General features: G+C 71.5%; 21 protein-coding genes. 8 read left to right on the top strand and 13 right to left on the bottom strand.

All coding sequences use genetic code 11. From position 1 onward, the window contains the following. Nucleotides 1–6: 6 nt before the first annotated feature. From DEJ33_RS13510 to rplU, 5 genes are all read right to left on the bottom strand, one after another. Nucleotides 7–1287 (bottom strand): glutamate-5-semialdehyde dehydrogenase, encoded by a 1281-nt coding sequence (locus tag DEJ33_RS13510; RefSeq protein WP_111195239.1) that lies wholly within the window; start codon nt 1285–1287, stop codon nt 7–9. A gap of 68 nt (nt 1288–1355) precedes the next feature. Further along, entirely contained in the window at nt 1356–2153 is a 798-nt protein-coding gene (gene proB / locus DEJ33_RS13505; protein ID WP_111195263.1) for a glutamate 5-kinase, read from the bottom strand. Between the two features lie 8 nt (nt 2154–2161). Next, nucleotides 2162–3709, bottom strand: coding sequence for a GTPase ObgE (gene obgE, locus DEJ33_RS13500; RefSeq protein WP_111195238.1), 1548 nt, complete (start codon nt 3707–3709; stop codon nt 2162–2164). 85 nt (nt 3710–3794) lie between these two features. Beyond that, nucleotides 3795–4046, bottom strand: coding sequence for a 50S ribosomal protein L27 (gene rpmA, locus DEJ33_RS13495; protein ID WP_071257351.1), 252 nt, complete (start codon nt 4044–4046; stop codon nt 3795–3797). 15 nt (nt 4047–4061) lie between these two features. After that, nucleotides 4062–4370 carry a 50S ribosomal protein L21 gene (gene rplU, locus DEJ33_RS13490; RefSeq protein WP_110903978.1) on the bottom strand — a complete coding sequence of 103 codons (309 nt, stop codon included), beginning with the start codon at nt 4368–4370 and terminating at the stop codon, nt 4062–4064. A 176-nt stretch (nt 4371–4546) separates the two neighbouring features. Between rplU and DEJ33_RS13485 the strand changes: the two genes are divergently transcribed. Further along, complete coding sequence (locus DEJ33_RS13485) at nt 4547–4834, top strand: DUF4031 domain-containing protein (protein WP_110903979.1); 288 nt, start codon at nt 4547–4549, stop codon at nt 4832–4834. Nucleotides 4835–4899: 65 nt separating this feature from the next. On the opposite strand, the gene DEJ33_RS13480 is transcribed toward DEJ33_RS13485, so the two are convergent. After that, entirely contained in the window at nt 4900–5412 is a 513-nt protein-coding gene (locus DEJ33_RS13480) for a hypothetical protein (protein ID WP_111195237.1), read from the bottom strand. Nucleotides 5413–5572: 160 nt separating this feature from the next. Then, nucleotides 5573–8755 (bottom strand): Rne/Rng family ribonuclease, encoded by a 3183-nt coding sequence (locus DEJ33_RS13475; protein WP_111195236.1) that lies wholly within the window; start codon nt 8753–8755, stop codon nt 5573–5575. Between the two features lie 327 nt (nt 8756–9082). Between DEJ33_RS13475 and DEJ33_RS13470 the strand changes: the two genes are divergently transcribed. Then, nucleotides 9083–9688 carry a vitamin K epoxide reductase family protein gene (locus DEJ33_RS13470; protein WP_111195235.1) on the top strand — a complete coding sequence of 202 codons (606 nt, stop codon included), beginning with the start codon at nt 9083–9085 and terminating at the stop codon, nt 9686–9688. A 102-nt stretch (nt 9689–9790) separates the two neighbouring features. Further along, a complete protein-coding gene (locus DEJ33_RS13465; RefSeq protein ID WP_111195234.1) occupies nt 9791–10657 on the top strand; it encodes a thioredoxin domain-containing protein in 867 nt (288 codons plus the stop codon). Between the two features lie 61 nt (nt 10658–10718). Here the strand turns inward: DEJ33_RS13465 and ndk are convergent, their stop codons facing one another. From ndk to ileS, 4 genes are read right to left on the bottom strand one after another with little or no spacing between them, the layout of a single operon-like run. Then, nucleotides 10719–11138, bottom strand: a complete 420-nt coding sequence (gene ndk / locus DEJ33_RS13460) for a nucleoside-diphosphate kinase (protein ID WP_110903983.1) — start codon at nt 11136–11138, stop codon at nt 10719–10721. Nucleotides 11139–11172: 34 nt separating this feature from the next. Then, entirely contained in the window at nt 11173–11589 is a 417-nt protein-coding gene (locus tag DEJ33_RS13455) for a DUF4233 domain-containing protein (RefSeq protein WP_146236750.1), read from the bottom strand. Next, nucleotides 11586–13058 (bottom strand): folylpolyglutamate synthase/dihydrofolate synthase family protein, encoded by a 1473-nt coding sequence (locus DEJ33_RS13450; RefSeq protein ID WP_111195233.1) that lies wholly within the window; start codon nt 13056–13058, stop codon nt 11586–11588. The genes DEJ33_RS13455 and DEJ33_RS13450 overlap by 4 nt, the downstream gene beginning before the upstream one ends. Continuing rightward, nucleotides 13055–16339 carry an isoleucine--tRNA ligase gene (ileS, locus tag DEJ33_RS13445; protein WP_181432947.1) on the bottom strand — a complete coding sequence of 1095 codons (3285 nt, stop codon included), beginning with the start codon at nt 16337–16339 and terminating at the stop codon, nt 13055–13057. The genes DEJ33_RS13450 and ileS overlap by 4 nt, the downstream gene beginning before the upstream one ends. A 254-nt stretch (nt 16340–16593) precedes the next feature. On the opposite strand from ileS, the gene DEJ33_RS13440 reads away from it, so the two are divergent. After that, nucleotides 16594–17667, top strand: a complete 1074-nt coding sequence (locus tag DEJ33_RS13440; protein WP_111195232.1) for a cation diffusion facilitator family transporter — start codon at nt 16594–16596, stop codon at nt 17665–17667. Nucleotides 17668–17706: 39 nt separating this feature from the next. Here the strand turns inward: DEJ33_RS13440 and DEJ33_RS13435 are convergent, their stop codons facing one another. After that, on the bottom strand, nt 17707–18447 hold the full coding sequence (locus DEJ33_RS13435; protein WP_111195231.1) for a hypothetical protein: 741 nt from the start codon (nt 18445–18447) through the stop codon (nt 17707–17709). Between the two features lie 72 nt (nt 18448–18519). Next, a complete protein-coding gene (locus tag DEJ33_RS13430; RefSeq protein WP_111078812.1) occupies nt 18520–19119 on the bottom strand; it encodes a TetR/AcrR family transcriptional regulator in 600 nt (199 codons plus the stop codon). Nucleotides 19120–19151: 32 nt separating this feature from the next. On the opposite strand from DEJ33_RS13430, the gene DEJ33_RS13425 reads away from it, so the two are divergent. From DEJ33_RS13425 to DEJ33_RS13410, 4 genes are read left to right on the top strand one after another with little or no spacing between them, the layout of a single operon-like run. Beyond that, on the top strand, nt 19152–20801 hold the full coding sequence (locus DEJ33_RS13425; protein WP_111195230.1) for an ABC transporter substrate-binding protein: 1650 nt from the start codon (nt 19152–19154) through the stop codon (nt 20799–20801). Nucleotides 20802–20808: 7 nt separating this feature from the next. Beyond that, the gene (locus tag DEJ33_RS13420) at nt 20809–21810 is read left to right on the top strand and encodes an ABC transporter permease (RefSeq protein ID WP_111195229.1); all 1002 of its coding nucleotides are present in this window, start codon (nt 20809–20811) and stop codon (nt 21808–21810) included. Continuing rightward, entirely contained in the window at nt 21807–22733 is a 927-nt protein-coding gene (locus DEJ33_RS13415; protein WP_111195228.1) for an ABC transporter permease, read from the top strand. The genes DEJ33_RS13420 and DEJ33_RS13415 overlap by 4 nt, the downstream gene beginning before the upstream one ends. Further along, nucleotides 22730–24355 (top strand): ABC transporter ATP-binding protein, encoded by a 1626-nt coding sequence (locus DEJ33_RS13410; protein ID WP_111195227.1) that lies wholly within the window; start codon nt 22730–22732, stop codon nt 24353–24355. The genes DEJ33_RS13415 and DEJ33_RS13410 overlap by 4 nt, the downstream gene beginning before the upstream one ends. The last annotated feature ends 70 nt before the right edge of the window (nt 24356–24425 follow it).

The raw sequence follows: 24425 nt of genomic DNA, 5'->3' as shown, positions 1-24425 counted from the left end.
ACCATCCTAGCCGCGGATGTGTCCCTGCCCGCGCACGAGCCACTTGGTGCTCGTGAGTTCGGGCAGCCCCATCGGGCCCCGCGCGTGCAGCTTCTGCGTGGAGATCCCGACCTCGGCGCCGAACCCGAACTCCCCGCCGTCGGTGAACCGCGTCGACGCGTTCACCATCACGACCGCCGAGTCGACGCCCGCCAGGAAGTGCTCGGCCGTGTCGACGTCGTTCGTGACGATCGACTCGGTGTGGTGGGTGGACCACTGTGCGATGTGCGCCATCGCCGCGTCGACGTCGGGCACGACACGGATCGAGAGATCGAGGTCCATCGATTCGGTGGCCCAGTCGGCCTCGGTTGCACGCAGCACCCCGGGGACGATGGTCCGGGTGGCGTCGTCGCCCCGCAGGGTCACGCCGGCGGCCCGGAGGCGGTCGGCCAACACCGGCAGGAGCCGCTCGGCCGCCCGCTCGTGCACGAGCAGCGTCTCGAGGGCGTTGCAGACGCTCGGCCGCTGGACCTTGCTGTTGAGGACGATGTCCACGGCTCGGTCGACCGGTGCCGACTCATCGAGGAAGACGTGCACGACCCCCGCGCCGGTCTCGATGACGGGCACCTGCGACTCGGTGACGACGGTCTGGATGAGGGAGGCACTGCCGCGCGGGATGAGCACGTCGACCAGGCCGCGGGCCCGCATGAGACCGGTCGCTCCGGCGCGTCCGAGCGGGTCGATCGTCTGCACGAGCTCGCGCGGCAGCCCGACCGAGGCGATCGCGTCCTGGATCCGCCGCACGAGCACGGCGTTGGTGCGGAGCGCCGCCGATCCGCCGCGGAGCACCACGGCGTTGCCGGACTTCAGCGCCAGGGCGGCGATGTCGACGGTGACGTTCGGACGTGCCTCGTAGATGGCGCCGACCACCCCGAACGGCACCCGCACCTGCGCGAGCTGCAGCCCGTTCGGCAGGACCGAGCCGCGGACGTGCTCCCCCACCGGGTCGGTCAGCCCCACCACGTGCTCGACCGCGTCGGCCAGGGCGTCCACGCGGTCGACGTCGAGACGCAGTCGGTCCAGCAGGCCCGAGGTCAGTCCGCCGTCCTGACCCGCGATCAGGTCCTCGTGGTTCGCGGTGACGATCTCGGCCGTCGCGGCGCGCAGCCCGAGGGCGATCGCCCGCAGGGCGGCGTCCTTGACGGCCGTCGTCGTGGTCGCCAGCACCGTCGCGGCTGCGCGGGCGGCCGTCAGCGTGTCGACGAGCGGCGTACTCGCCTGGGCCTGCGCGGGAGCGGTGAGGGACATGACCCGATCTTAAGTCGGCCGCGCCTCTGTGACGGGAGGCGTGCCTCCCGTCCGACAGGTCGCCCCGGTCAGGCGCGTGGTGCGGCCCGGAACCAGGTACCGACGTGCTCTCCACCGAGCGCGCGCTCGACGAGGGCCGTCGCCGTGACGAGCACGGACGTGCCGGCCTCGGCCGCGAGGCGGGCGGCCGCGACCTTCGTGCCGGCTCCCCCGGTACCGACCCCGGCTGCGCCGATCGAGCCGAAGGTGACACCCGCGAGCTCGTCGCCGAACGGGACCTCGTCGATGCGGGTGGCGCCCGGCTGCTCCGGCGGCTTCGTGTACAGGGCCTCGACGTCGGACAGCAGCACCAGGGCGTCCGCCTCGACCTGCCGGGCGACGAGCGCGGCGAGCCGGTCGTTGTCACCGAACCGGATCTCGTGGGTGGCGACCGTGTCGTTCTCGTTGACGATCGGGAGCACCCGGAGTTCGAGCAGCCGGTTCATCGCCCGCCGCGCGTTCACCCGGTGCGTCGGGTTCTGCAGGTCACCCGCGGTGAGCAGGACCTGCGCCGCCGTGACCCCGTGCCGGTCGAGTTCCTTCTGGTACCGGAAGACCAGCACCGCCTGCCCGGTCGCGGCGGCGGCCTGCTGCGTGGCGAGGTCCTCCGGCCGTCCCTCGAGCCCCAGGAACGGGAAGCCGGTGGCGATGGCGCCGGAGGACACCAGGACGACCTCGGTCCCACGGCGGTACGCGCCGACCAGGGCGTCGACGAGCGGGCCGATCTGCGACGCGTTGTCCCCGCTGACCGAGGACGAGCCGACCTTGACCACGATCCGCCGGGCGCGCGGGATGTCCGCGCGCTCCGCGACGGTGTTCGGTCCGATCACGGCGCTCAGTCGCGCTCGGACGTCGTCGGCTCGACCGAGTCGGACTCGGCGTCGTCGTCGTCCGCCCACAGACCGGCGATCCGCTCCTGCTCGAGCTCGGCACGTGCGGCGGCCTTGCCGTCCATCCGCTCGAAGTAGTCCGATCGACGCTCGTTGCGCGTCGGTCGGGCGTTGAGGTCGAGCCGGGAGTCCGTCCCGCGAGCACTGGTGATGAGCTCCGCGGTGGAGGTCAGGGTCGGCTCCCAGTCGAAGATCATGCCGCCGTCGCCACCGATGACCACGGTGGACCCGGCGACGGCTCCGGCCTTGAACAGGCCGTCCTCCACCCCGAGCTTGGCGAGCCGGTCGGCCAGGTAGCCGATCGCCTCTTCGTTGGTGAAGTCGGTCTGCTGCACCCAGCGCTCCGGCTTCGCGCCACGGACCCGGTAGAAGCGGTGTTCCTCGCCGCCCTCGGCACGCACCGTGAACGGCTTCTCGTTGACGGCCTTCGGACGGAGCACGATGCGCTCGACCTCGGGCTCGGCGGCCCGCTCGGCACGGGCCTGCTCGACGACGTCGGCCAGGGCGAAGGTGAGCTCACGCAGGCCCTTGTGCGACGCGGTGGAGATCGGGAACACGCGGTAGCCGCGCGACTCGAACTCGGCGGTCACGAACGCGGCGAGTTCCGCGGCGTCGGGCACGTCGATCTTGTTGAGCGCGATGAGCTGGGGGCGGTCGAGCAGCGGGACCTGCCCCTCGGGGACCGGGTACTGCTCGAGTTCGCGGAGGATCACGTCGAGGTCGCTGATCGGGTCACGGCCGACGTCGAGCGTGGCGCAGTCGATCACGTGCAGCAGGGCTTCGCAGCGCTCCACGTGACGGAGGAACTCGAGACCGAGCCCCTTGCCCTCGGACGCGCCCTCGATCAGACCCGGGACGTCGGCGACGGTGAAGCGCGTGCTGCCTGACTCGACGACGCCGAGGTTCGGGGTCAGCGTCGTGAACGGGTAGTCGGCGATCTTCGGCTTGGCGGCCGAGATCGCGGCGATCAACGACGACTTGCCGGCGCTCGGGTACCCGACCAGGGCGATGTCCGCGATGGTCTTCAGCTCGAGGCTGACGTCGCCGCTCCACCCGTCGGTGCCGAGGAGCGCGAAGCCGGGGGCCTTGCGCTTGGTGGTGGCGAGCGCGGCGTTGCCGAGGCCACCCTGGCCGCCGGGGCCGACGACCACGCGGATGCCCGGCTCGGTGAGGTCCGCGAGCACGTCGCCGTTCTCGTCGTACACGACCGTGCCGACGGGGACGGGGAGTTCGAGCGTGTCACCGCTGACCCCGCTGCGGTGGTCGCCCATGCCGGGCTGACCGTTGCGGCTGGATCGGTGTGGTGAGCGGTGGTACCCGAGCAGGGTGGTGACCTGCGGGTCGGAGACGAGGACGATGTCACCGCCGTCACCACCGTTGCCGCCGTCGGGGCCCGCGAGGGGCTTGAACTTCTCGCGACGGACGGACACGCAGCCGTTGCCGCCGTTGCCTGCCGTGAGGTGCAGCGTCACGCGGTCGACGAACGTCGCCATGGGGTCACTCCTGTAGGTGTTCGGGAAATGCAGAAGAGGGGCAGGCACACGGCCTGCCCCTCCCGCTGAAGCTGATCGTCAGCGACTACGCGTTGACGATGTTGATGACCTTGCGGCCACCCTTGGTGCCGAACTCGACCGAGCCGGCCGAGAGGGCGAACAGCGTGTCGTCGCCACCGCGGCCGACGTTGGCGCCCGGGTGGAAGTGCGTGCCGCGCTGGCGGATGATGATCTCGCCGGCGTTGACGACCTCGCCACCGAAGCGCTTCACGCCGAGGCGCTGTGCGTTCGAGTCGCGACCGTTGCGAGTGGAACTCGCACCCTTCTTGTGTGCCATGTCTCTGCTCCCGCCTTATGCGATCTTGGTGACCTTGACGCGCGTGAGATCCGCGCGGAAGCCCTGGCGCTTCTTGTAACCGGTCTTGTTCTTGAACTTCTGGATGACGACCTTCGGGCCGCGGAGGTCGGCCAGGACCTCGGCGGTGACCGTCACGTTCGCGAGCTCGGACGCGGCGGAGGTGATCTTGTCCCCGTCCACGAGGAGCACCGGCGCGAGGTCGATGTTGCCATTGTCGTCGGCCTTGATGCGGTCGATGGTGATGATCGAGCCGACCTCGACCTTCTCCTGACGGCCGCCGGCGCGCACTACTGCGTAAACCACGTGGAATCCTTACGTAACTCTGCTTGAGGGAAGTCTCGGGTGCCCACTTCTGCGCGAGCGTCCTGGGTTGCCCCGGGACGATCGGCGACGCAGGCAGAACGGCCCGCTGACACCAGGGATCGAGAATACTCGATCCGACCAGGCGGGTCAAACGCCGACACACGTACCATGGGGGGATGACCGTGTTGATCGATCCCCCGGCCTGGCCCGCACACGACACGCTCTGGTCACACCTGGTCAGTGACTCATCCTACGACGAGCTGCACGCCTTCGCCGACCGGGCAGGGGTCCCACGGCGCGCCTTCGACCACGACCACTACGACGTGCCGCAGGACCGGTACGCCGAACTCGTGGCCTCCGGGGCCGCCCCGGTGACCGGGCGCGAGCTGGTGCTGCGCCTCATCGCCAGCGGACTGCGTGTGCCGCAGCGCGACAAGCGGAAGACGGCGCGCGACCAGGGCTGACCGCGGCACCGGGAACGTCGGCCGGATCCGTCACCGGGAAGCACACACGGGCGTGTCGCGGGACGTCAGCGCGGATGCCGACCGAGCCACAGCCACGCGGCCGACGCCGACCCGAGCAGCATCAGGGTCATCGGCAGCCCGAGTTGCAGCGGCGTGGTGACGCCGCCGACGAGCACACGTCCGAGCCCCTGCCCCACGCTCCCCTGCTGGCCGGCGTCGTGGACCGCGGTGACGATGCCGACCAGGGCGAGTGCCACGGTGCCCGCAGCACCCGCCAGGACGGTCCGCAGGAGCACGACGGGCAGTGGGGCACGCGGCACCACCGGCACCAGGAAGGCCAGCACCAGGAAGGCCGCGAGGGCGAACGGGGAGCGCGCGACGAAGACGTTCTGCACGAAGGCCTCGACCAGGCTCGTCCCACCGTGGCTCCGGAAGGGGCCGACGATCGTGCTCGTGCCGAGCAGCCCGATCAGGCCCGCCAGGAACTCGACCAGGACGACGCTGACCACGGTGATGGCCGCGCCCGTCGTGGCGACGATGGAGACCCCGGGCGCGAGGACGGACGTGGCGCCGGGCACATCGCCCCGACCAGGACCGGCCCGACCAGGACCGACCGGACCCAGCGGGGGCACCGCCGACGGAGGCGCCGCCGGCGGAGGCACGGCTCCCCAGCCCGTCCGGGGCTGGTCGTGACCCGGTACCGGGTCACGACCAGCCTGACGCTGCTCGTCCGTCACATCACTGCCCGAGGATGACGGTGCCGTCGTCCTCGGTGGCCGTCGGGTTCGCCGGGGCGCTGATGCTCCCCGACGACACGCGACGCGAACGCGCACGACCCTGGCCGGGCTGCTTCGGCTCCGGCAGCGCCTGCAGCACCGAGTCGAGGAGGGACTCCGCCGCTTCCTCGCTCACCCGACGCGGCTCGCGCTTGGCGACGCCGACCGGGATGTCGAGGATGGCGACGGTGGTGTCGGCCGGCGTGACCGGGGCCGACGAGCTGACCCGACGGCGACCGGCGGGACGTTCCTTCGGTGCGACCTCGGCGGCTGGCTGCTCAGCGACAGCCGCGGCCGGCTGCGCCGGTGCCGACTCCGCACGCGTGGACCGCGTGTGGACACCCGTCGTCGTCGCCGGGAGCACCGTCTCCGGGGCGGGCGTCGCGAGCGACGTGTGCTGCTCGGCAGACCCCTGCTGCGCGTCACCCGACGCCTGCTGCGCGTCGCTCGACACCTGCTGCGCGTCACCCGACGCCTGCTGCGCGTCACCGGCCCGGCTGCCACGGCGGCGACGACGCTTCGAGCCACCGGTGGGCTCACTCGGCGCCTCGGCCGCGGGGGCGACCGGCGACGTCGGCGATGCCGCCGTGACCGGCGACGCGGCACCGGCGACGCCGGTGACCGGCACGTCGGACTGCTCGTGCGGGATGGTCGACGCGGCGATCCGTGACAACGCGTGCTTGACGTCGTCGGTGATCTGGTGCGCCTGCGACGCCTTCGACTCGGCCGCGACGGCGTTGCCGTTCGTACCTCCACCGTTGCCGTTGCCACCACGGGCCTTGCGGCGCCCCTTGGTCGGCCCCGGGTCCGCGTTGTTGTCGTTGACCTGCGCGTTGACCTCGTCGAGCGACTCGCGCAGTCCGACACCGATCTTCTTGCGGGTCATCTGCACGAGGCCGAGCGAGGTGACCTCGGCCACCTGGTGCTTCGTCCGGTCGCGGCTCAGGCACTCCATGAGGCGACGGAGCACGAGGTCCCGGTTCTCCTCGAGCACCATGTCGATGAAGTCGACGACGATGATGCCGCCGATGTCCCGCAGACGGAGCTGGCGGACGAGTTCCTCGGCGGCCTCCAGGTTGTTCTTCGTGACGGTCTCCTCGAGGTTGCCCCCGGAGCCGACGAACTTCCCGGTGTTGACGTCGACGACCGTCATGGCCTCGGTGCGGTCGATCACGAGCGAACCACCGGAGGGCAGCCAGACCTTGCGGTCCAGGGCCTTCTCGATCTGCTCGTTGATCCGGTGCTCCTCGAACGAGTCCGGGCCCTGGTAGAGCTCGACCCGGTCCTTGAGGTCCGGCGCGACCGCACTGAGGTACTCGTCGATGGTCTGTCGAGCGGACTCGCCGTCGATGATGAGCTTCGTGAAGTCCTCGTTGAAGACGTCGCGGACGATCTTCACCAGCAGGTCCGGCTCGGAGTGCAGCATGACCGGCGCCTGGCCGCTCTGGACCTTCTTCTCGATGGCCTCCCACTGGCTGGTGAGGCGCTGCACGTCGCGCGTCAGCTGGTCCTCGGTGGCACCCTCGGCGGCCGTGCGCACGATGACGCCGGCGTGCTCGGGGAGGACCTCCTTGAGGATCTTCTTGAGACGGGCACGCTCGGTGTCCGGCAGCTTGCGGGAGATGCCGTTCATCGAGCCGTTGGGCACGTAGACCAGGTAGCGGCCCGGCAGGGACACCTGGCTGGTCAGACGGGCACCCTTGTGGCCGACCGGGTCCTTCGTGACCTGCACGAGCACCTTGTCACCCGGCTTGAGCGCGGCCTCGATGCGACGGCCGTGGCTGGTGTCGACCGAGTTCCAGTCGACCTCGCCCGCGTACAGGACGGCGTTGCGACCGCGGCCGATGTCGACGAACGCGGCCTCCATCGAGGGCAGCACGTTCTGCACCTTGCCGAGGTAGACGTTGCCGATGAGCGAGACGTTCTGCGACTTCGTGACGTAGTGCTCGGCGAGGACGCCGTCCTCGAGCACGCCGATCTCGATGGTCGAGGAGCTCGACCGCACGATCATCTGGCGGTCGACGCTCTCGCGGCGGGCGAGGAACTCGTCCTCGGTCACGACCTGGCGACGACGTCCGGCGTCACGGCCGTCACGACGGCGCTGCTTCTTGGCCTCGAGGCGCGTGGAGCCCTTGATGCGCTGCGGCTCGGTGATGAGCTCGGGCTCGCGGCGACGCGGTTCGGCCTGCTCGCGGTCGCTGCTGCTCCCCCGGCGGCGGGTGCGGCGGCGGCTGCCACCCTGCTCGTCGCGGTCCTCGTCGTCCCAACGGTCGGAGCGGTCGGAGCGGTCGACCCGCTCGGTGCGCTCGTCGCGCTCCGGACGGTCGTCGCGGTCGTCACGGTCGGACCGGTCGTACCGGTCCGAACGGTCGTACCGGTCGCTCCGGCCGGAACGGGAGCCGCGTCCCGAGCGCTCGGCTCGGTCGGAACGGTCGTACCGGTCGCTCCGGTCACGGTCACGGTCACGGTCACGGTCGTGATCGGAGCGAGCGGGCAGCTCCGGCAGCACCGGGGCGTGGAAGATCAGGCTGAGCGTGCTCGTTGCCTTCGGAACGAACGGCTCGGCCGGTGCCGGTGCCTCGTCCGGACGGGAGGCCCGTCGCGCGTCCGGTACATCGCTCGCGTCCGTCGTGCCCTGCGTCTCGACCCCGTCCTGGCCGACGGCCGGCAGGTCACCGGTCAGGGTGCTGACGTCCTCCGGCGCGGTTCCCGCACCCGAGGCGGGTTCCACCACGACGGAGACCGTGCCGGTCGCGGTGTCGACCACGACCTCGACGGTCTCCGGGTCCGGCGACTGCTCGACCTCGGTCGTGTCGCTCACGTCGGCCTCTGCCGTGTCGGTGACGTCAGCCTCTGCCGTGTCGGTGACGTCGGCGGTGTCGCTCACGTCGGCACCGTCGGAGGCGTCGACCGTGTCCGCGACGTCGAGCGCCTCGACCACGTCGGACGACCGGTCGGGCTCGACCTGCCGGTCGGACCCGACCTGCTCGTCGGACCCGACCGTCTCGACGGCGTCGGTCGACGTGTCGGACGGGTCAGGCGCCTCCAGGCCGCCGGACCGAGCGCGACGGCCGCCGAAGAGGCGAGTCCGGCGCTTCGGCGCGTCGTCGGTGTTCTGGTTCTGGTTCTCGTTCTGATCCACCATGGACTGGTGCACTCCTCGACCCCGCACGCACCCGGTGGGTGGCGGGAATTCTCTCGTATCGGTGCGGGCGGCGACTCCGCCCCCGCGCTCGCTGCTGTCAGTGACCGATCCGGCGTCTCGTCCACGCCCGGTCGTCGTGGGCACCCGGCTCACGGCGGCTCGGCGTCGGAGGTGACGCGTCGTCCGGTCACGGTGCTCTGTCACAACACCATCACGTCCGGGCGGTGGCCCGGCAAGTTCTCGTCGTCGCCCGGATCGGCCGGGTGACTCCCCCATCATCGCACGCGGTCACGGAGAACGTCGGGAGCCTCGTGCGAAGATGACGCCGTGAGTTCGACGCCTGTTGCTCCCCGCCGTCCCGTCGCCGTCGCGATCCTGCTGCTCGTGACCGGACTGGTCGGGCTGTACGCGGCGTTCCGACTCGTGCTCGACGAGTTCGAGAAGTACGAGAACCCGAAGGCGGTCCTCACCTGCGACGTCAGTCCGTTCGTGAACTGCTCGAACGTGATGGCGAGTGCGCAGGGGCACCTGTTCGGCTTCCCGAACCCGCTGCTCGGACTGATGGGGTTCGTCGCGCCGATCGCCGTCGGGGTCGTGCTGCTCGCGGGCTTCCGCGGCACGAAGTGGTTCTGGACGCTGTTCAACTCGGGGCTGTTCCTGGCCTGGGTCTTCGTCACCTGGCTGTTCACGCAGACCGTCTGGTTCATCGGCTACCTCTGCCCCTGGTGCATGCTCGTCTGGGCGATGGTGATCCCGATGTTCTGGCTCTTCACGATCTGGAACCTGGCGAAGGGGAACCTGCCGTTCGGCACCGGTGGACGGCGGATCGGCCGAGCACTCCTGCCGTTCTGCTGGGCGTTCCCGCTCGCGAACTACCTGTTCATCGCCGTGGTGATCCTGGTGGAGTTCCCGACGGTCCTCACGACCCTGTGACCCCCGCAACCCAGCTCCAGTGGTGACGTGTCACCTGATTCCTGGGGTCTTCCCAGCACCGGGGCCCGGTCCCGGCGGTCGGAGCCGTTACGCTCGATCCCGATGAGCGACAACGAGAGCAAGAAGGCGCGCCGCAACGCCGCGCGCGAGCGTGCCCGCGAGGCCCGCCAGAAGGAGCAGGCCCGCCGACGTCGGAACAAGACGTTCCTGATCAGCGGCATCATCGTGGCGTCGCTCGCGGTCGTCGCGATCGTCGTGCTCGTGGTCGCGAACTCGATCCAGCCCGTCGGGCCCGGACCGAAGAACATGGCGAGCGACGGCATCGTGCTCACGGGGCAGGACGGCAAGATCGTCCCGGTCGAGACGAAGGGCATCCCCGAGGGCGGGAAGCCGACGGCCACGAAGCAGGACGACTCGGTCGCGAACATCACCGTGTACGAGGACTACATGTGCCCGATCTGCAACCAGTTCGAGACGGGCAACATGTCCCAGATCAAGCAGTGGGTGCAGGACGGCACCGCCACGCTCGAGGTGCGCCCGTTCAACCTGCTCGACCGCGCCTCGCTCGGCTCGAAGTACTCGACCCGCTCGGCCGCCGCGGCCGCCTGTGTCGCGAACTACGATCCCGACGCGTTCCTCGACGTCAACAGCGCCTTCTACGAGAACCAGCCGTCGGAGAACACCCGCGGTCTGACGAACGACAAGCTCGCCGACATCGCGGAGAAGGCCGGCGCGACGAACGCGGAGGTGCAGTCCTGCATCACCGACCAGCGGTTCGCCGGGTGGGTCGCCGACGCCACGAACCGTGCGCTCACCGAGCCCCTGCCGAACTCCGACCTGCCGAAGCTGACCGGCACGCCCACCGTCCTCGTGAACGGCAAGCAGTACAACGGCACCGGCACCAACGCCTGGTCCGACGCCCAGGCCTTCGCCTCCTTCGTGGAGCAGAACGGCGGCTCCGGCGAGTAGTCGCCGGCACGACGACGAAGGCCCCCGCACTCGAGAGTGCGGGGGCCTTCGTCGTACCGGATCAGGCGAACCAGAGTCCGAGCTCGCGTGCAGCGGACTCCGCCGAGTCCGAGCCGTGCACCAGGTTCTGCTGGACCTTGAGGCCCCAGTCGCGGCCCAGGTCACCACGGATGGTGCCGGGTGCGGCCGAGGTCGGGTCGGTGGTCCCGGCGAGCGAGCGGAACCCGGCGATGACGCCGTTGCCCGCGACGCGCACGGCGACGAGCGGTCCGGACTGCATGAACTCGACGAGCGGCTCGAAGAACGGCTTGCCCTGGTGCTCTTCGTAGTGGCTGTCGAGCAGGTCGCGCGGCGCGGTCAGCATCTTCAGGTCGACGATCTCGTAGCCCTTCGCCTCGATGCGGCGGAGGATCTCACCGGTGAGCTGGCGGGCGACGCCGTCGGGCTTGACGAGGACGAGGGTCTCTTCGAGTTCGGACACAGCGGGACTCCCTGCGGTTCGAGGTGGTGGTGGGTCAGTCCTCGCCGAGTGCGGCTCGGCGGGCGGCGTTCTGACGGTCGAGCTGACCGCCCTTGACGAAGCAGAAGACCCACAGCGCCAGGAACACCACGCCCACCACGACCATGAAGGGCTCGATGAACCCGGTGGCGAGGATGGCCGCCTGCAGCAGCCACCCGAACCATACACCGGCACGGGAGCCGGTCAGTCGGGACGCCAGGGCCAGGACGACGATCGCGGCGATGCCACCGCCGAAGGCCAGTCCGGCCGGCAGGGTGTGCTTGCCGTAGACGACGAGCATCGGGAAGAAGAACATGATCGCCTCGAGCACGAGGGTGATCGACAGCAGGCTCTCGCGGGCCCCGCGGTCCCGACGCGGACGTCGCATCCGGGGCGTGCGGGGCGGACGGGAGGCCCGTGGTGCGTCCGTCACTTCGTCCCGCCTTCGCGGTGGACCATCTCCATGACGGCACCCACCATCACGATCGAGCCGGCGACCAGGACCATCGCGTCCTCGGCGTCGGCGTCGTCGGCCAGGTCACGGGCCTCCTGCAGGGCGCCGGCGAGCGACGGTTCGACGACGACCCGGTCGTTGCCGACCTCGTCGACGACGAGCCGGGCGAACTCGTCGGCGTCGAGTGCCCGCTCCCCCGGCGGCTGTGTCACGACGAAGGTCGCGACGGTGTCCTTGAGGGCACGGACGAACCCGCGGGCGTCCTTGTCGCGGAGGATCCCGACGACGCCGACGACGTGTCCGGACGGGAACGCCACGGGCAGCGCGTCGGCGAGTGCCTTCGCGCCGTGCGGGTTGTGCCCTGCGTCGACGACGACGGTCGGACCGGTCGCGATCGGCTGCAGCCGGCCGGGGCTCGTCGCGTTGGCCAACCCCTCGCTGAGGACGTCCTCGTCGAGTGCCTGGCTGCCCCGGCCGAGGAACGACTCGACCGCGGCGACCGCGACCGCCGCGTTGTGCGCCTGGTGGGCGCCGAACAGCGGCACGAACAGGTCGTCGTAGGTCCCGGCGATGCCCTGCACGCTGATCAGCTGCCCGCCGACCGCCGGGGTGTTGCTGGTCACCCGGAAGCGGGTTCCCTCGACCGCCAGCGTCGACTCGGTGAGTTCGGCGGCCCGCTCGAGTTCGGCGAGCGCCTCGGGCACCTGGGCCGACGTGACCACGGACGAGGACGGCTTGATGATCCCGGACTTCGTGCGCGCGATCTCGGCGACCGTGTTGCCGAGCTGCTTCGCGTGGTCGATGGCGATCGGGGTGAAGACCTGCACCTGGCTCTGCACCACGTTGGTGGAGTCCCACTCGCCGCCCATGCCGACCTCGATCACGGCGACGTCGACGGGCGCCTCGGCGAAGCACGCCAGCGCCAGGACGGTCAGCGCCTCGAAGAACGTCAGCGGCAGTTCGCCCTTGGCGGTGAGCTCGGCATCGGTCATCTCGAGGATCGGGGTGATGTCGTCCCAGTTCTCGACGAACCGGCTCGGCTCGATCGGCTCGCCGTCGATGACGATGCGCTCCCGGATCGACACCAGGTGCGGGCTGGTCATGAGCCCGGTGCGCAGACCGTGGGCACGGACGATGCTCTCGGTCATCCGGGCGGTCGACGTCTTGCCGTTCGTCCCCGTGATGTGGATGACCGGGTACGCCAGGTGCGGGTCACCGAGGAGCTCGACGGCACGTCGGGTCGCGGTCAGGCGGTGCTCGGGCGACTGTTCACCGATCCGGGCCATGAGCGCCGCCTCGACCCGCCGGACCTCGTCGTCGTCCCCGCCGTACGGCAGTTCCTCGCCGGGAGCAGTGTCGCCCGCCGGACCGACGGGGATCTCGACGGGCTCGGCCTCGATCCCGTCCGCGTCGTCCGCCGGGGCGTCGTACTCGTTGCTGTCGCTCATGCGCGCTGGACCTCCACGGTCACCTTCGCTCCGTCGCCGACCGCGACGGTGTCCTCGTCCTGACCGAACACCGTCGGCACGACCTGTACTCCGCTGGCGAGGGTCTCGTTCGCGATGAGCGTCTCGTGCACGCCGATCGCGGCAGCGGCCGTCTCGTCTGCACGGAGCGTCAGGTCGATGCGGTCGCCGACGTCGAGACCGGCGTCGCGACGGGCCTGCTGCACGGCACGGACGACGTCGCGGGCGATGCCCTCGGCCTCGAGCTCCGGCGTGGTGACGGTGTCGAGGACGACGAACCCGCCGCCGTCCAGGAACGCCACTGCCTTCGACGTGTCGGCCACCGTGAGGTCGAGCGTGAACTCACCCTCGACCAGGTCGACGCCACCGACGGTGACGCCGGTCTCGGTCGCGGTCCAGTCGCCCTTCTTCGCGGCCGGGATGACCTGCTGCACGGCCTTGCCGATGCGGGGGCCGGCAGCGCGGGCGTTCACGGTGAGCTTCCGCTCGATGCCGTACTGCGCCAGGGACTCCTCGGCCTGCGCCTCGAGCACGACGCGCTTGACGTTGAGCTCGTCGCGCAGGATGTCCGCGAACGGCTCGACCGCTGCGGGGTCCGGCACGACGAGCGTCAGCGTCGCGAGCGGCAGCCGGACGCGCTTGCCGGTCGACTTGCGGAGCGCGAGCCCCTTCGAGGCGACGTCCCGCACGCGGTCCATCGCGTCGACGAGGGCGTCGTCCGCGGGGAACTCGGACGCGTCCGGCCAGTCGGTCAGGTGGACGCTGCGGTCACCGGTCAGGCCCTTCCAGACCTCCTCGGTCACGAGCGGTGCCAGCGGCGCCGCCACCCGGGCGAGGGTCTCGAGGACCGTGAACAGCGTGTCGAACGCGGCACGGGCCTCCGCGGAGGTCTCCGCACCGGCCCAGAACTTGTCCCGCGACCGGCGGACGTACCAGTTGGTTAGCACGTCGGCGAAGTCGCGGATCGCCTGCGCGGCGAGCGGGGTGTCGAGCGCGTCGAGGTGCGTCGTCACGTCGGCCACGAGCACGCGGGTCTTCGCGAGGAGGTACCGGTCGAGCACGTCGGTGCTCGCGGTACTGCGGGCGGCCTGGTAGCCCGACTCCCCCGACGCGTTCGCGTACAGGGTGAAGAAGTAGTACGTCGACCACAGCGGCAGCAGGAACTCGCGGACACCCTGGCGGATGCCCTCTTCGGTGACCACGAGGTTGCCACCGCGGATCACCGACGAGGACATCAGGAACCAGCGCATCGCGTCGGCGCCGTCGCGGTCGAAGACCTCGGACACGTCCGGGTAGTTCCGCAGGCTCTTCGACATCTTCTGGCCGTCGGAGCCCAGGACGATGCCGTGGCTGATGACGTTCGTGTACGCCGGCCGGTCGAACAGCGCGGTGGAGAGCACGTGCATGACGTAGAACCAGCCGCGGGTCTGCCCGATGTACTCGACGATGAAGTCCGCCGGGTTGTGTGCGTCGAACCACTCGGCGTTCTCGAACGGGTAGTGCACCTGTGCGTAGGGCATCGACCCGGAGTCGAACCAGACGTCGAACACGTCGGTGATCCGTCGCATGGTGGACGCACCCGTCGGGTCGTCCGGGTTCGGACGGGTCAGGTCGTCGATGAACGGACGGTGCAGGTCCACCTGTCCCTCGGCGTTCAGCGGCAGCCGCCCGAAGTCGCGCTCGATGTCCGCGAGCGAGCCGTACACGTCGGTGCGCGGGTACTCGGGGTCGTCGGACTGCCACACCGGGATCGGCGTGCCGAAGTAGCGGTTGCGGGACACCGACCAGTCGATGGCGTTGCCGACCCACTTGCCGAACTGCCCGTCCTTGACGTTGTCCGGCACCCAGTTGATGTCCTGGTTGAGCTCGCCCATGCGGTCGCGGAGGTCGGTCACCCGGACGAACCACGACGAGACGGCCTTGTAGATCAGGGGCTTGCGGCAGCGCCAGCAGTGCGGGTAGCTGTGCTCGTAGGACGCCTGGCGGAGCAGTCGGCCGGCGTCGCGGACGGCCTTGGTCAGCGGCTTGTTGGCGTCCATCCAGAGCTGTCCGGCGACGAGCGGGAACTGCGACGTGAAGACACCGCCCTCGTCGAGCGAGAGCACCACGGGGATGCCGGCGGCCGCACAGACCTCCTGGTCGTCCGCACCGTAGGCCGGGGCCTGGTGCACGATGCCGGTGCCCTCGCCGGTCTCGACGTACTCGGCGACCAGGACCTTCCAGGCGTTCTCCATGCCCTCGGTCTCCGCGAGGAAGTCGAACAGGCGCTCGTAGGCGACGCCGTCGAGCTCCCGGCCCTCGATCGTCCGCGTGACGGCGCCCACGGCCTCCTCCGCCGAGGCGTACCCGAGGTCCTTGGCGTGCGCGGCGACCGTGTCGGCCGCGAGCAGGTAGGAGACGGAACCGGCGTCGGACCCGTCAGCCGCGCCTCCCGGCCCGGCCGGCAGGACCGCGTACGCGATCGCCGGACCGACCGCGAGCGCGGCGTTCGTCGGCAGCGTCCACGGGGTCGTGGTCCAGGCGAGGGCACGGACGCCGTCGAGTCCGAGCTCCTGTGCACGTGCACCGGTGAGCGGGAACGAGACCGTCACCGACTGGTCCTGGCGCATCTTGTAGACGTCGTCGTCCATGCGCAGCTCGTGGTTCGACAGCGGCGTCTGGTCGTTCCAGCAGTACGGCAGGACCCGGAAGCCCTCGTACGCCAGGCCCTTGTCCCACAGGGTCTTCCACGCCCACAGGACGCTCTCCATGTAGGTGACGTCGAGCGTCTTGTAGTCGTCCTCGAAGTCGACCCAGCGCGCCTGCCGGGTGACGTACTGCTGCCACTCGTCGGTGTACTGCAGCACCGACCGGCGAGCGGCCGCGTTGAAGACGTCGATGCCCATGGCGTCGATCTCGTGCTTCTCGGTGATGCCGAGCTGGCGCATCGCCTCGAGCTCGGCGGGCAGCCCGTGGGTGTCCCAGCCGAAGCGACGGTGCACCTGCTTGCCGCGCATGGTCTGGTAGCGCGGGAAGACGTCCTTGGCGTAGCCGGTCAGCAGGTGCCCGTAGTGCGGCAGGCCGTTCGCGAACGGCGGGCCGTCGTAGAAGGTCCACTCGTCACAGCCCTCGCGCTCGGCGATGGACGCGCGGAACGTGTCGTCGCCCTTCCAGAAGGCGAGGATCCCCCGCTCGACCGCGGGGAAGGACGGGGACGGGTTCACGCCCGCACCGCTCGTGGACACGTCGCCGTTCGGGGACTCGCGGTTCAGGGGGTAACGCACCGGATGGCTCCTGGAGGTCGGTGGAACTGGACCACGAGGACGGAGCCTGCGCTCCGCGGTACCACCTCGCTTGCCTCGGACCGGCGCGACCGCCTGTTCGTGACCACTCTGCGTCGGGGATGATGACGGTCCCGAACCCGTCCGGTTCTACTGACGACCCCCGACGGGTGCCGCGTTCTTCCGGATGACTCCCCGGTGATGGCCGGATCGATGCCTGTGCGCGCGAGTCTACCGGACGGGAGCATGCTGGAGCGATGCCCTCGTCGTCGTCATCCGAGACCCCCGAGACCGTTCCGGACGCCTCGGCCGGCAGCGCGAAAGCGAAGCCGGAGTCCCTGCTCACCGTCCTCATCGCGTTCGGCGCGAACCTGCTCGTCGCCATCGCCAAGTCCGTCGCCGCGATGCTGACGGGCTCCGCGTCGATGGTCGCCGAGGCCGCGCACTCGTGGGCGGACACCGGGAACGAGATCTTCCTGCTCATCGCCGAACGACGTGGCGCCCGGAAGCGCGATGCGCGCCACCCCCTCGGCTACGGCCGGGAGACCTACATCTGGTCGATGTTCGCCGCGTTCGGCCTGTTCACCGCGGGCGCGATCGTCTCGATCTACCACGGCATCACCGAGCTCGGGGACACCGGGCCGGCGGAGGACGTCGTCCTCAACTACATCGTCCTGGGGGTGTCGTTCCTCCTCGAGGGGACGAGCTTCCTGCAGGCGTTCCGCCAGGCCCACGGTGCCGCGACGAAGCGCCGCGTCCCGGTCCTCCGGCACGTGCTGCAGTCGTCGAACCCGACGCTCCGGGCCGTCTTCGCCGAGGACGCCGCCGCGCTCGTCGGCCTGGTCATCGCGTTCCTCGGTGTCTTCCTGCACCAGGTCACCGGGCTCGCCGTGTTCGACGCCATCGGGTCGATCGCCGTCGGCCTGCTGCTCGGGGTCGTCGCCGTCGTCCTCATCGACCGCAACCGCCGGTTCCTGCTCGGGGAGAGCACCTCCCCCGAGCTCGAGAACGCCGTGCTCGTCGAACTGCTCGCCCGCGAGCAGGTCGAGAGCGTCAGCTACCTGCACCTGGAGTTCGTCGGCCCGTCGCGCGTGTACATGGTCGCCGCGGTCGACCTGGTCGGGAACGACACCGAGGAGCACGTCGCCGGCCGTCTCCGGAAGATCGAACAGTCGCTCGAGGACAGCCAGTACGTCGAGGAGGCAGTGCTCACGTTGTCCGTGCCGGGTGCCGCGGTCCTGAAGCCGACGGGCAACGAGATCCCCGAGGTCGTCAAGGACGGGACCGTCGAGGACGTCGCCGCCGGAGGCGCCGGGACGCTCCGCGCCTGAGCGCCCCGGACGACCGCGGCGACTCGAGCGGCCGGGGCGTCAGCAGTCGGCGTCGGTGAACTCGAGGTCGACGGTCTTGGTCGAGCCCGGGAAGACGTACGAGTACCGCATCGCGATGTCCTCCTCGAGGATGTCCCGCGTCGCCGTCGTCGAGCAGAGGTTCGACAGCACGGAGCTGCGGATCGCCCGCTCGGAGATCGCGGTCGGGTCGGCGGCGACGCTGTAGCGGTAGTGGATCGCCTCGTCCTCGGCGTCCACCCCGGTCCAGGTCGTGATCTCGTCGACCTGCTTCGGGAAGGTCGTCTGCTCGGTGATCTTCGCGACGCCCTGGTCGACGAGCTCCTGCTTCGACGGGCCGCCGAACGACGACAGGCCCCAACGGACCAGGGCACCGGCGACGAGGAACGCCACGATGCCGACCACGGCCACCAGGACCCGACGGCCCCGGGGCTGCTGCGGGCGGCCGCCGTACGCAGCGGCTCCCCCGGGCTGGACCGTCGGGGCGCCGGCACCCTGCCAGGGCTGCTGGCCCTGCGGGGCGCCGGGGTACTGCGGCGGCTGGCTGCCGAACTGCGGGGGCTGACCGCCGAACTGCTGGGGCTGCTGCTGGCCCGCCGGGTACTGAGGAGCCTGCGCGGGGTACTGCGGCGTCTGCTGACCGCCGTCCTGCGGCGCCTGCGCCGGGTACTGCGGCGCCTGCGCGGCGTCCGGCTCGTGGCGCTCCGGGTCCGGACCACCCGTTCCGGACGAGGACGGCTGCTGTTCGGGTGTCTCGGACACGGATCCCCCTGGAGTCATCGGCCGTCCCCCTCGGACGGCGCACCCAGAACCTACCAGCGGAGCGACACCGGGTCAGCGCGCGTCGAGCCCCGCCACCACCGGCGTCAGCGCGGCGGCGACGTACTCGACGAGTGGACGTCGCGCGACCCCGTCGGTCACCCAGACCCCGAAGGCCGCGGCAGCCGCCCCGAGCATCGCCCCTGCCACGGTCTGCGGCCAGAGCGACGCCGGGTGCTCTCCGGTCCGCCCGGCGACGAACGACGCGATCGCCTGGTGCTGCCCCGTGACCCGGGTGGCACCGCTCGCGACGAGTTCGGCACCGACGTCCATCACCTCGGCCTGACTGATCGCCCAGGGCACGCGGTCCGGATCGTGGGCGCGGGCGGTGGCGAGCAGGGCGTCCTCCACGGCGCGGACGGCGCTCGTCTCGGCGGAGGTCGCCAGGTGCTGCGGGAACTCGGCCACCGCGGCGTCGAGGTCGAGCCACATCACGTCGGACTTCGCGGCGAAGTAGTTGAAGAAGGTCGCGCGACTGACACCGGCGCGGGCGGCGATGTGGTCCACGGTGGTCTTCGCGTACCCCTGCTCGAGGAAGAGCTCGGCAGCGGCGTCGGCGAGCACCTCGGCGCTCGATCGTCGCGGTCGACCGCCTCGGCGGGTTGGCTGGTCCATGCCCTCCAGTAAACCGCTAGACTCGTCGCGCCATGATCTTGGACCCAGTACAGAAAAGCCCGGCGCTGCGGCGCATCGTGACCGGCGTCGCCAGCGCGGCCACGGTCCTCCTGGCCGTCGCCGCCTGCTCCGGCGGCGGCAGCCCCAGCGACAGCAGCACCCCGGTCCGTGGCGGCACGCTGACGTACGCCTCGGGCGACGCGGAACCGACCTGCCTCGACCCGCACGTCGGCGGCAACTACCCGCAGGCGCTCCTGGCGACGCAGTACATCGAGGAACTCGTCGGTCTCGACGACGGGCGGCCGACGCCCGAGCTGGCCACGAAGTGGTCGACGAGCGATGACGGCAAGACCCTCACCTTCATCCTGCGGGATGACGTGACGTTCACCGACGGCACCCCGTTCGACGCCGCCGCCGTCGTGGCGAACATCGAGCACGTGCAGGACCCGGCCACAGCATCCAGCACCGGGTACCTCGCCCTGCAGTCGATCGAGAAGGCCACGGCCACCGACGACCGGACGGTCACCCTCTCGCTCAGCCGGCCGGACGCCGCGCTGCTGGAGTCGTTCTCGCAGCCCTGGGTCGGCATGGAGTCGCCGAAGGCCCTGCAGCGGAAGCAGGCCACGAACTGCGAGTCCCCCGTCGGTACCGGCCCGTTCGAGGTCACCGACTGGAAGCACGGCGACCGCGTCACCCTGACGGAGAACGCCGACTACACGCCGCTCGGCGGCTCGACCACGAAGCCCCGGCTCGACGGTCTGACCTGGCGGTTCCTGCCGGACTCGACGTCCCGCTACGCAGCGCTGCAGTCCGGCCAGGTCGACGTCATCGACAACGCCCAGCCCGACCAGCTGCGGGCCGCGTCGTCGAAGGCTGCGATCCGAGACCTCGACGCCCCGCGTCCCGGCGCGTCGAACCGGCTCGAGCTGAACTCCGGCCACGGCGTCTTCCAGGACGAGTCCGTCCGCAAGGCGTTCATCGCAGCTGCCGAGATCGACCCCGGCCTGAAGTCCCTGTTCCTCGGGACCGCGAAGCGCTCGTACTCGGTCCTGTCCAGCGTGGAGCCGACCTCGTACTCCGACGAGTCGCTCTTCGCGTACGACCCGTCCGAAGCGAAGCGCCTGCTCGATGCCGCCGGCTGGAAGACGAACAGCGACGGCGTCCGCGAGAAGGACGGCAAGCCCCTCACCGTCACGTTCCCGGTCTCCACGAACCAGTCGGTGCCCGCCGAGCGCAGCCTGTTCCAGCAGATCCAGGCGTCCGAGGCGGAGGTCGGCATCACCGTCGAGCTCGAGGAACTCGACCTGTCCAGCTGGTACGCGGCGTTGGCGGCGAACCAGTACGACGTCGTCAGTGCTCCGTACACGAAGGTCGGCCCGGACGTCCTGCGCATCCTCTACGACTCCGCGTCGATCACTCCGGCACCGTCCGGGTACTTCGCGAACCTCGCGCAGCTCGACGACCCGGCCCTCGACCGGCTGCTCGAGCAGGCGGCGCAGACCGCCGACTCGTCGGAGCGTGCCGACCTGGTCGAGCAGGCGCAGGAGACGATCCTCGAGAGCCGGACCGTCCTGCCGCTCTACGACCAGCAGAACCACTTCCTGTACCGCTCGGCCGTGCACGGCATCTCGACCACGTCGGTCTCCACGCCGTGGTTCGGGACGGCGTGGCTCGCCCGCTGACGCACCGGTGGGGACGACCAGGAGGCCCGGCACCCGTCCGGCACGCCACTCGCCCGCCGTCGGGTGGGCGCGCTGGGCGGTGCGCCGGCTGCTCGGCGGGGTCGGCGTCCTGTGGGCGGTCGCGACGATCGTGTTCGTCGCGATCCGCCTGATCCCCGGTGACCCGGCACTCGCGATCCTCGGCGGTCCGGGCTCGCAGGCCTCGGCCGAGGCGGTGGCGCAGGTCCGCTCCGAGTACGGCCTCGACCGCCCGGTGCTGGTGCAGTACGCGGTGTTCCTCGGACGCCTGGCGACCGGGCAGCTCGGCGACTCGTACGCGTTCCGCACGCCGGTGTCGACGCTGCTGACGCAGGAGCTCCCGGTCACGCTGACGCTCGCGGTGGCGGGGCTCGTCGTCGCCTGGCTGCTCGCGGTCGTCGCCGCGTGGTGGTCGACGCAGCGCGGGCGCACGGCGGCGCTGCTGACCACCGGGCTGTCGGTGACCGCGAGCGTGATGCCGCACTTCTGGCTCGGCAGCGTGCTCATCGTCGTCTTCGCCGGCAGCCTGGGTTGGGTGCCCGCGGTGAGCGACGGGACCGTCCGCGGGTGGGTGTTGCCCGTGTTGGTCGTCGCGGTGCCGGTCGCCGGCTACCTGGCCGAGACGATCCGCGACGGCGTCGTGGACGCGCAGCGCTCGGCGTTCGCCCTCGCGGCACTGGGCCGGGGCGAGTCCCGCGCGGGGCTGTTCGGGCGACACCTGCTCCGGCACGCGGCGCTGCCCGGCATCGCCCTGTCCGCCTGGGCCTTCGGGTCGCTGGTGTCCGGGGCCGTGGTCGTCGAATCGGTGTTCGCGCTGCCCGGCATCGGGCGGGCGCTGGTGACCGCCGTGACGCAGCGGGACATGCCCCTCGTCGCCGGGATCGCCCTGGTGTCGGCGGCGGCGTACGTCGTGGTGCTCGCCGCGGCGGACCTCGTCGAGCGGGCGGTCGACCCGCGGGGCACGACGTCGGACGAGGCGGAGGCGCGGTGAGCGGCATCGTCGACCCGGGCCTCCCGTCCGGACGCAGCAGCATCGACGGCGTGCCCGGCAGCACGCCGTCCCAGGACCCCGGCGCCGCCCGCGCCGGACGCCGGTCCGAGCGATTCCGTGGGGGGACGCTCGGCCCGGCAGGGACCGTCGCAGCAGTGGTGGTGGCGGTCGCCGTCGTGGCGGCGCTCTGGCCGGCGCTGCTCGGCGGGTCGCACCCACTCGCGGTGCACCCGACCGAGGCGCTCCTGCCGCCCGGTGCCGGCCACCCCTTCGGCACCGACGAGTCCGGACGTGACGTCCTGGCACGGGTGGTCGCGGGGACGCGCGCGTCACTGCTGGTCGGCGTGGTCGCCACGCTCGTCGGCGGTGGCACCGGCGTGGTCCTCGGCGTCCTCGCCGGGCTCGGCGGCCGGGTCGTCGACGCCGTCGTGGGGCGGGTCACCGAGGTCGCCTTCGCCCTGCCGCTGCTCCTCGTCGCACTCGTCGTCATCGCGGTGACCGGCCCCGGACCGGTGCCGGCGATGCTCGCGGTCGGGTTCGCGACCGCCCCCGGGTACGCCCGGATCGTCCGCGGCCTGGTCCGCACCGCACGGTCGTCCCAGGTCGTCGAGACCGCGGTGCTGCTCGGCCGCTCCCCCGCCGCCATCGTGCTCCGCCACGTGTTGCCGGCGGCGCTCTGGCCGGTCGTCGCGGTCGGCACGCTCGGCATCGGCCAGGCCGTGGTGTGGGCGTCGGCGCTCAGCTACCTCGGCGTCGGGACACCGCCGCCGGCGCCCGAGTGGGGTGCGATGCTCGCCGACGGCCGCACCTACCTGCAGACCGCACCCTGGATGAGCACCTTCCCGGGGCTGGCGATCGTGGTGCTCGCGACCGCGGTGACGGTGCTCGGCCGGGCGCTCCGCCGCGCGGGAGCGGCGCGGTGAGCGGCGCGGTGAGCGAGCGCGGCGACGACCTCACCCTCGAGGTCGCCGGTCTCTCCGTCACGATCGACGGCCTCGCCCTCGTCTCCGACGTCACGCTCCGAGTCGCCCCGGGCGAGTGCGTCGCACTCGTGGGCGCGTCCGGGTCCGGCAAGTCCGTCACGGTCCGGGCGGCACTCGGCCTCTCCGCCACCGGTGCGGTGGTGACGGCCGACCGGCTCGCCGTCGCCGACCACGACGTCCGTGGCCTGTCGGAACGCCGGTGGCGCGCGGTCCGCGGTCGGCACGTCGGCTACGTCGGCCAGGAGGCCCTGGGCGCTCTGGACCCGCTCCGTCCCGTCGGGCGCGAGGTCGCGGACGCCCTCCGCCTGCACACCGACCTGTCGGCCCGCGACCGCGTGGAGGCGGTCCGCGCCGAACTGGAGGCCGTCGGGCTCGACCCCGCGCTCGCCACCGACGGCCGGACCGCTGGCACGCTGTCCGGCGGCATGCGACAGCGTGCCCTCATCGCCGCCGCGACGATCGGCCGGCCCGGGCTCCTCGTCGCGGACGAACCGACCACGGCCCTCGACGCCGGGATCGCCCTCCGCGTGATGGAGCAGCTGCGGGCCGCGCAACAGCGGGGCACCGGGCTGCTCGTCGTGACGCACGACCTCGGACTCGTCGCGGGCTGGGCGGACCGCGTCGCGGTGATGGACGCCGGCCGGATCGTCGAGGAGGGTCCGACCGCCACCGTCCTGGAGGCCCCGACCCACCCCGCCACGCAGGCCCTGGTGCGCGCGGCGCGGTCGACAGCGACGGTCCGTGCCGGGGACGTCCCGTCCGCATCGGAGCAGCCGGTGCTGGCGGTCGAGCAGCCGGTGCTCGCCGCGGAGGGCCTCGTGCGTTCCTACCCGGGAGTGGCCGCCGTCACCGACGTCGCGCTGCGGGTCGCGCCGGGCCGGGTGCTCGGCGTGGTCGGGGCGTCGGGCTCCGGGAAGACGACGGTGGCGCGGATGCTCCTCGGGCTCGAGACGCCGGACGCCGGGACGGTCACGCTCGACGGCGAGGCGTGGGCACCGCTCCCCGAGCGCGAGCGTCGTGCTCGGCGACACCGGATCGCCGCGGTCGTCCAGGACCCGGGCGCCACGTTCGACGAGCGGTGGGACGTCGACCGCGTGCTCGCCGACGCCCTGAGCGGAGGCCGTGCCCGGCGTGCGACCGGTGCCCTGGGCGACCGTGTCGAGGCCGCACTGCGACAGGTCGACCTCGACACGAGCCTCCGGACCCGGTCGCCCCGCACCCTGTCCGGCGGTCAGCGGCAGCGGCTCGCGATCGCCCGCGCGCTGGCCACCGAGCCGGAGGTCCTGGTGCTCGACGAGCCGGTGACCGCGCTCGACGCCACCGTGCAGGACGCCGTGCTGGGCCTGCTCGAACGGCTCCGCGACGACACCGGCGTCGCGATGGTCTTCGTGTCGCACGACCTGCGAGCCGTCCGGCGGCTCGCGGACGAGGTGCTCGTCGTCCACGAGGGCACCGTCGTCGAGCACGGCCCGGCCGAGGCCGTGTTCGGCCGTCCGGAACACCCCGTCACACAGCGGCTCGTCCGTGCCGCCGGGCGGCTGGCAGCCGGCCCGTCCGCCTGACGGTCACGCCGTCGGCGTGCCGGACCCGACCACCCACGCGACGGAGGCCCGACCCACGTGACGCGGGTCG

This window comes from Curtobacterium sp. MCPF17_047, assembly GCF_003234045.1.
Taxonomy (GTDB): Bacteria; Actinomycetota; Actinomycetes; order Actinomycetales; family Microbacteriaceae; genus Curtobacterium.
The sequence above is the reverse complement of the archived record's forward strand: the minus strand, read 5'-3'. Positions and strand labels throughout refer to the sequence as shown.